Source organism: uncultured Paraglaciecola sp., assembly GCF_913058035.1.
Classification (GTDB): Bacteria; Pseudomonadota; Gammaproteobacteria; order Enterobacterales; family Alteromonadaceae; genus Paraglaciecola.
Map to the genome: position 1 here is coordinate 1 of NZ_CAJXPA010000210.1, position 6,181 is coordinate 6,181.

The following is a 6,181-nucleotide window of genomic DNA, read 5'->3' on the forward strand; positions in this document are numbered from 1 at the left end:
ATATAGCGTTGATCAGAATAGCGCCTAAAATGGCTTTAGAGAAAGCAGCTGATTGCTGAGGATTTATTCGGCTATTTTCTGGAACAGAAGACAGAAGCTTAAAAGTTGCAGGAATAAAAAAGCATGTGGAGACAATACCTGTGTATATTGTAACAAGTAAGGTAACCGATAGAATTGGGCCCAACATTTTAGGATTTTCAAAATGATTCAAGGTTGCAATAATAGCAATAAATAACGTGATAGCTGATGCGGTAATCGAAAATTTATTCATATTAGAGTAAAAAATCGCTGAACTTTCAGCTTCTGACTGCGTTAATTCTTTACTGCTAAATACTCTACTCAAATGAGTTGTATACTTGATTTCTTTCGTGTCATTGAATATAAATCCAGTCAATAATATTCCCAAAGAAATCATGGCTGCGGGTGTATTAACAAACATTAATATCTCGCCGTTAAGTAACATTGCACATATCGCCGAACTTAAAATAACGAGCATACCTAATAATTGTCTCATATAACCTTCACCTTTTAAAAATTCAAACTACCTTAACATAACTACATTTTATGTAAGAAAACATTATTTATTAACAACTTACCTAAGTTACTACATAAGTTACTACCTTAGTTACTTTAAATAATTGAATATTGAATTTCGACGATTTAGGTATTTTACTGATTCAAGTGAGTGAACAATTAATGGTTCAAGATCAAGAGAGCAAGATGGTTGAATTAGCGTATCCTTATGATTGTCTGACTTGCTACCTCCTCCTTAATGCAAATCAGTAAGACCTGCTAACCTGCTAGATCCGTTGTGTAAAGCGGTTGCACCCTAGCACCCATGCTTTGTTTGTTACATCTAGAATATTGTTGAGTGGTAGCTCGAATTGAACTGACTCGCGCAGCATTTTGAATATTTGATAGAGTCCATTAATTTGTATTTACAGACCTTTATCAAACAGATGCGATGTTTGCCGTGTATCAACACCCAATGCCAATTTAGGGGATGCTTTCAGTGCAAATTAACATTGTGCTTATTTGTAACCTCAAAAGATACGTTGCCCTTGTTCGTTTGCTTAAAAGTATTTTACTCCCAGTCACCTATTTTCAAATCTGCAGTGGGTTGTTGTCAGCCTACCCTGTCATAAAAGCGTAATCTTGCGTTAATAAAAGCATCAGCAAATAGTCATGAAAACGTAAAATCACTGTCACTTTTTAGACACTAATTGTTCATTTTTATGACCCGAAATCATCATAATTACTTTCTATGATATGCCGTCCTGATGATGGCTTATTTTCATCAGCTCGCCCTCAATCGATTAACATGACTTGGATTGTCTAGGAAAAATTATGAATTTAATCAGAAAAATAGCTATTTTCTCATTCACAGCAGGTCTGAGTACAGCTGCTGCCGCAACAGCCCTGCCTGAGCACCAAACATCGAATGTTTGGTACACCGATGCTCACACTAAATTGATGGAAAAACTGCAAACTAACAACCGTTTTAAAGCTAAAAATGTCATCGTATTTATTGGTGATGGTATGGGTATTTCAACACTGACATCTGCTCGAATTTTACAAGGACAGTTAAATAACCAACCAGGGGAAGAAGGTTATCTTAGTTTTGAATCGTTTCCACACACAGCGCTGGTCAAAACTTACAACGTTGATGCACAGACACCCGACTCTGCGGGCACAATGACCGCAATGATGTCAGGCCTGAAAACAGATGTGGGTGTTATCGGCGTTGATGAAGATATTAGTCGTGGTGATTGCTCTACCGTTGCTGGAAATGAAGTGATTACAGCACTCGAACTGGCTGAAATTAAAGGCCTAGCCACAGGTATAATTTCAACTGCGCGTATTACTCACGCGACACCAGCAGCAACGTATGCGAAATCTGCAGATAGAAACTGGGAAGATATCTCTGATATGCCGGAATCAGCAATAACAGGCGGCTGTAAAGACATAGCTGATCAGTTAGTCAATTTTGAAGACTATTTGGAAAAGCGTTATACCGGAGTGGATGTAGACGGAATTGACGTCGCTTTTGGTGGCGGACGTCGTCACTTTCTCCCAAAAGATGAAGCATTCAATAGTGACGATGCAGCAAGTGCGGTTGAAGGTGATCGCACCGATGGACGCGATCTTACTGCAGAATGGATAGCGAAGTACCCACTTGGAAATTATGTTTTTGACCAAACAGGATTTAACGCAATTGATGCGACAACAACTACAAAAGCGTTTGGACTATTTAACGAGTCTCATATGCAATATGAAGCTGATCGCAGCAACGATATCGCAGGCGAACCTAGCTTGACGCAGATGACCGAAAAAGCGATCGATATTTTAGATAATCAAGAAAAAGGTTTCTTCTTGATGGTTGAATCAGGTCGCATCGATCATGGCCATCACGCTGGCAGCGCATACAATGCCCTTACTGATGCCATTGAATTATCCAATGCAGTTAAAAAAGCTTATGACATGACCAACAGCGAAGACACCCTAATTCTTGTTACTGCTGATCACGGTCACGTATTTACGATTGCAGGGTATCCGAAACGTGGCAACCCTATCCTTGGCAAAGTCGTAGGGGTCAATTCAGATATACCAGCACAAGATGCCGATGGCCTACCCTATACTACACTAGGCTATACCAACGGCCTTGGAATGATGGACTTGGGCAATGAAACAGATGCTGATGCTTCATACGCAATGGCTAACAATGCGGGCCGCAAAGACATATCTGCCATTGACACTGAATCATCAGGCTTTCACCAAGAGGCGTTAGTGCCACTGAGCTCCGAAACTCATAGCGGTGAAGATGTAGCCTTACACGCAAATGGACCAGGCGCGCAGTTAGTACAAGGTGTTATAGAGCAAAGCGCTTTGTTCCATGTCATTAATCAAGCACTTGAGCTTATCAAAGAATAATTAGGGAGAATTTGAATGAAAAATATAAAACTCAGTCTTATAGCAATTGCCGTAATTGGACTAAATGGTTGTTTATTAGAAGGCGATGATGGCACAAATGGTACTAATGGCGTCGCAGGACAAGATGGCACAAACGGTACTAATGGCCAAGATGGCTCGGCGGGATCCACCAGCCTAATGGTGCAAACCAATTTGATTATTGGCGACACAAACTGTCCCAACAGTGGTGTGAAATTTGATTCTGGGATTGACGCTGACATCAGCGGTACCCTAGAACCCAGTGAAATCACTAGCACAAATTTCGTATGCGTTCCTGGCATTACTGAAGTAAGCTCAACGCAATTGCTTACCAGCTTAAATAATCAATGGTTCATTGATGGTGCAGCACTTGTTTCACAAAACAAAAATACATGGCTAACCGCAACTAGCGGAGTCGGCGCACAAAGTAGCAGCGGCGATACCGACGTTGCACAACAAGTGACGTCATACGAAACTACCAGTCCGGCACAAAAATCAGCCTTTATTGAGCAATTAAAAGGTTCCGCCAAGAATGTTATTTTGTTTGTGGGTGATGGGATGGGAGTGTCTACGGTGACAGCCTCTCGCATATTAGAAGGCCAGATGCAGGGTCAATTGGGCGAAGAAAACAGTCTTTCCTTTGATCGCTTTCCATTTGCAGGCTTAGCAAAAACTTACAATGTTGACGCACAAACACCTGATTCAGCTGGCACCATGACCGCAATGGTAAGCGGTGTTAAAACGGATGTGGGTGTTATTGGCGTTGATGAAGATATTGTACGCGGTGATTGTTCAACGGTAGCAGGAAATGAATTGGTTACTGCGCTAGAACTTGCCGAGTTAGCAGGCAAATCAACGGGTATCATATCCACAGCTAGGATTACGCACGCAACACCTGCGGCAACGTATGCAAAATCAGCTGATCGAAATTGGGAAGACATTTCTGATATGCCAGAAGCAGCAGTGACTGCGGGCTGCAAAGATATAGCCGAACAACTGGTTAACTTTAAAGCTAATTTAGAAACGCGTTTTGAAGGTAGCAGTGTGGATGGAATCGAAGTGGTTTTTGGTGGCGGTAGAAGACACTTTTTACCTAAAGACGCAACATTTAACAGCACGGATGCGGCTAGTGCAGTAGAAGGCGATCGTACAGACGGTCGCGACTTAACAGCACAATGGTCACTTACCTACCCTTCGGGTTCTTATGTATTTGACCAAATAGGGTTTAATGCAATTAATACTGACACCACCACACATGTATTTGGTTTGTTCAATGAATCACACATGCAATATGAAGCCGACAGAGCTAATGATATTGCGGGTGAACCGAGCATTGCAGAAATGACAGCCAAGGCAATTGCCATCTTGGATAACAATCCTTTAGGCTTTTTTCTATCCATTGAATCGGGTCGAATCGATCATAGCCACCATGCGGGCAGTGCCTATGGTGCACTCACTGATACCATTGCGTTCTCTGAGGCTGTTGCCATGGCTGATGAGATGACCAATGATGAGGATACATTAATTATCGTAACTGCCGATCATGGTCATGTATTTACAATTGCTGGATATCCAAAGCGAGGTAATCCCATACTGGGCAAAGTAGTTAGCGTTGGGCAAACAGAAGCCGCATTAGCTGCTGACGGCCAGCCTTACACAACATTGGGTTACACCAACGGAAGGGGGTTCCAAAATTTAGGAAATGAAGTGACTGACGCTGATGTTTCCTATTCCATGCCAATTGCTGCAGGTCGCCAAGACTTGACCGACGTCGATACTGCATCAGCCGGCTTTCACCAAGAAGCCTTAGTGCCTTTGACGAGTGAAACTCACTCAGGTGAAGATGTGGGAATCTATGCAAAAGGGCCAGGCGCTTTTTTGCTAAACGGTACCAATGAGCAAAACATGATTTACCACGTCATAAACTTTGCGTCTGATTTGAGCGGTCAGGTAAACAGTACTCAGTAGTTCACTGTCTAATCAAATTAGTCTCTAGGTATAGTGGATGATGATTCATTCGCTATACCTCGTTTTGACCATTAGAGATAAGAACAAACGGTTGTATAAACATGACCTAGCATGCAATAAAAGCATGACGTCACGTTAAAAGACCTCAAAATTAAAACGGATAAGTACCCATTATGAAATCTTTAATAGAAATCACAGTCAATTCGACGAAGAACATCATTAGATTATGTGTTTCTATCGCGGGTGTTACCGCGTTTAGCGCACTCGCTAATAGTCCTTACAATATCGATACAAGCTCATTCATAAAACCAAGCGAATTAAAGCTATCAAATGATCAATGTTCAGATTTAGCTTTACCCGCAAGTAATCTTATTGCTGTGTATGAAATCGCAAAGAGCAATCACTCCAGTGATAAATTAGGGCAAGAATTGCAGATTACCTTAGTCAGAAACGGCAACGAAGTGGCACATCAATATCCGCAAACAGGGATCACTGAATCTTGGCAATTGAATCAGGCGGATCAAATAAAAAGCACTCGATTTTTTGACCTACACCAGCGCGCTATCGAATATCAACCGGGTGAAAAAGTGCACGGCAAAACAGAATCTGACTGGTCCTATCGCAATCAATTAATAAGTGACTCGCTGCTGCAAAAGTTTACCACCACGAATGTGATTAATGAGGGGTGCAATCGCGTCGAAACAAAACAATTTAAGAATGAGAGTCTATCGATGGAAATCACATGGTTTTCTGAGTTGCGCTTAGTAAGTCACTTTATTATTAAAAAGAAAGACTCTGATAATATATTAGAAACATGGTCTTTGAAGAGCTTAGCATTGTCTAATAAACAAATTACGCCCTTCTTTAAATCTCGGTACGCCTATTACGCGACAGACTATGCGGATATTGGTGATGATCATACTGACCCGTTTTTAACAAATATGATGAACTTGGGTTTCATAGAACGTGGTGCCTCAGGATTTTATGATACCCAAGGAAACCCAATGTCGGGCGATCCCACTAAAAAAGAAAGTCATACCCACTGAAGTCCTGCAGGACTTCAGTGGGCTGGTTCGTTAAAAGCAATCAAATGGAATGATAAAGACCCCTGAATTAAAAAATGAACCCCATCATAGGTCGCTATTGATATCGCTTGATAGTGGATGACACTCTAACGCTGTTCGGTTCAAGGGTCTTCTGTTCAACAGCTTATAAAAATTAACCTGCGCAGGTATTATTTTAACATGGGTGACTTGTTTATTGC

At 41.4% G+C, this 6,181-nt stretch carries 4 protein-coding genes; 3 read left to right on the forward strand and 1 reads right to left on the reverse strand.

All coding sequences use genetic code 11. The features are described from left to right. On the reverse strand, window positions 1-514 hold a 514-nt coding region (locus QZ562_RS18525), incomplete at its 3' end, for a hypothetical protein (protein ID WP_293763497.1). A gap of 833 nt (window positions 515-1,347) precedes the next feature. Between QZ562_RS18525 and QZ562_RS18530 the strand changes: the two genes are divergently transcribed. From QZ562_RS18530 to QZ562_RS18540, 3 genes are all read left to right on the forward strand, one after another. Beyond that, complete coding sequence (locus tag QZ562_RS18530) at window positions 1,348-2,931, forward strand: alkaline phosphatase (protein ID WP_293763498.1); 1,584 nt, start codon at window positions 1,348-1,350, stop codon at window positions 2,929-2,931. Window positions 2,932-2,946: 15 nt separating this feature from the next. Then, window positions 2,947-4,917, forward strand: a complete 1,971-nt coding sequence (locus QZ562_RS18535) for an alkaline phosphatase (RefSeq protein WP_293763499.1) — start codon at window positions 2,947-2,949, stop codon at window positions 4,915-4,917. A gap of 173 nt (window positions 4,918-5,090) precedes the next feature. Next, complete coding sequence (locus tag QZ562_RS18540; protein WP_293763501.1) at window positions 5,091-5,963, forward strand: hypothetical protein; 873 nt, start codon at window positions 5,091-5,093, stop codon at window positions 5,961-5,963. Window positions 5,964-6,181: the final 218 nt, after the last annotated feature.

Coding starts and splice junctions, on each gene's coding strand:
- QZ562_RS18540 (WP_293763501.1), top strand. CDS start 5,091: ATGAAATCTTTAATAGAAATCACAGTCAATTCGACGAAGAACATCATT.
- QZ562_RS18530 (WP_293763498.1), top strand. CDS start 1,348: ATGAATTTAATCAGAAAAATAGCTATTTTCTCATTCACAGCAGGTCTG.
- QZ562_RS18535 (WP_293763499.1), top strand. CDS start 2,947: ATGAAAAATATAAAACTCAGTCTTATAGCAATTGCCGTAATTGGACTA.